Source organism: Serratia sp. HNCC26DJ244 (assembly GCF_057180565.1).
Genome location: NZ_JBXUGO010000053.1, coordinates 1 through 2,219, shown reverse-complemented (window position 1 = coordinate 2,219; position 2,219 = coordinate 1). Strand labels below are relative to the sequence as shown.

Here is a 2,219-nt window from a genome sequence, read left to right as displayed (position 1 = left end):
AAAACAGCCGCAGTGATGGGCCATCTCAGCAGGAACTTCTCCCACCTCTGATTGCGTTTTTTCATAAATACCGGGATGAATGGTATCCGAGAGATCGCAGATTTCCTGGATACATCTGCGATTCTTCGCCAGCGAGAACGGACTAAAATTGAGGTCTTTGAAGTATTGAATCTTTTGCTCAGGTGTTTCCGGTGCCTTATGGCCGAACGTGGTTGTGTAAATAGTTTGACGAAAATCGCCTACACAGCAAATAGAGTCATGCATTGCCTTACTGAGTGCTTTGATAACGTCAAAATCCCATCCAACCAAATCTTGAACCTCATCAAAAAAGATCCTCTGATAAATCTCTTTCAATCTGTTAGCGGGGGTATTCTTTGTTGAAGCGGAGATTCTTGTTGCCAGCTTCGCCAGCAGTCCAGTGTAAGCTTTGGTTTTGCACGGCGTCAGATAATGAAGAGGATTCAGCGCCCCATTAATTTTTTCCCCTCTTTTGGGATGCCATTTCCTCGTACCAGGTATCAGGTGAGGATTATGCTCGGTGAACATTGTAGAAGTGATTCGATCTGGAAACATGGCCGTTTGATAAGGTCTCACTAAGTCTTCCAGGTAAAATGAAAACAGGCCTTTCACAACAAAATCATCGCTGTGTTTGCCGTACAATTCCACAAAGCGAGAACGGAGCTCTGCCTGGTTGTTCATGGTGTAGGTGACGACCAATACGCGTCCGCCCGCCTTTAAGACTTCAATGGCATCCTCAATGACTTTTTGGGTTTTTCCTGATCCTGCACCGGCAATCCAGAATTCATTAGGCAAAGTCGAACACCTCATCGAGGAAAGGTGGATACCTGAAATTCAGGGTGCCATCGAACAGCTTGATAGCTGAATCGACCTTGCGAGCGCCCTTACCGTTTCCCTGGACGCTTCGAAACCAGTCGATCAGAAAGTCGCGTCGCTTATCTAAGTTGACTACTTTATCGTAGAGGTTAAACGTCTGTGTCGATAACACCTCCTTGGCGAAAGCGTCCAGCGTAACCAAGTCGGTTGCATTGGCATATATCATCGCGGGTTCAAGCGAAAACTCCTCATTTTTGGCAGAGGAAATAAGTTTGATATTGGGATAGGCCGCATAATCGGCACGCACTTTCACGACGTTTTCATCATAGTCGCCATCGTTATCTCTGAGGACGTTTATCCGGGTACCAATTTCCATACCTACGGAGATGAACGTATCAAACCCGACTCCGCGCACGACGATGATATCAATACCATCCTGCTCGGGCAGGCGATTGTGCTTGCGGTGGTAAATCTTCTTGAGTACTAACTCGTCTGACGGTCCCTCGACAAGGATGACTTTGTGCGACAGTGCCACGCGCAATGTGTCATAGCCCGGTAAGCGCTTTAAGGTTTTGACCACTGCAGGGGCAAGCTTATGCAGACGTTTGTATCCCGACTGAACCAAGCAGATTTTATCAATGCTCAGCTTGTTGAGCACATACGAGCTGTGAGTGGTAAGGAAGAGTTGTTTGTCGCCCCGCTGATTTTCAATGTAGTGAACCAGCTTATTGAGGTTAGTGTGAGAAAGGTGATTTTCGGGCTCCTCCATCATCACCAAATCGATATCCTTCGACTTGTTCTGAATCGCGAGCTTGATCTGCACATTACTCTGCTCACCCTTGCCAATGAACTGGAAAGGGACATCATCTACTTCAAGTTGAAGGCTGGTCTGAATAGATCCCGCTGGTAAAGTGCTTGCGGCAATGGACAGCTTTTTTTCTGTGATCAAGTGGTCCGTATCCAGACCGGTGTTGACTGTCCTGACCTCACCTGAGTTGTTAAAAACCTGCTGATTCTCACGATAATTGAGGGTCAGCTTAACCAGTTCCTCTTTCTTTAAAGCGGTATTCAGTATGGTAGAGATGTACTGATTCTTACCCAGAGTGGGGTGGATACGAGTTGGGTCGATGTATAACGCCCTGAATTTCTTCGCTACGGCTTTAACAGGATTCCATCCGAAATCCAGCCATTCCAGCTTGTAGAATTCGATCGGGATACTCGTAATGTGTGGGTTTGTCTGTAAGTGGTCGGCGTAAACGTCCTTGAGCGTGTCATCAAAGCGCACCAGCACCGTGATCCCTTGAGCATCGGCTTTAAGGAAATTATTTGTACCCCGGTATTCAGGCACCCCCTCAATGAATGCCTCTATCGCCAAGATAGGCAGG

General features: G+C 47.1%; 2 protein-coding genes. Both read right to left on the bottom strand.

What is annotated here, in order from left to right; translation table 11 throughout:
• Positions 1–813: UvrD-helicase domain-containing protein (locus tag AC2A06_RS18465; RefSeq protein ID WP_484381251.1), on the bottom strand; the 813-nt coding region annotated here is incomplete at its 3' end.
• The coding region (locus AC2A06_RS18460) for an ATP-dependent nuclease (RefSeq protein WP_484381250.1) at positions 806–2,219 on the bottom strand (1,414 nt) is incomplete at its 5' end. The genes AC2A06_RS18460 and AC2A06_RS18465, both read right to left, overlap by 8 nt.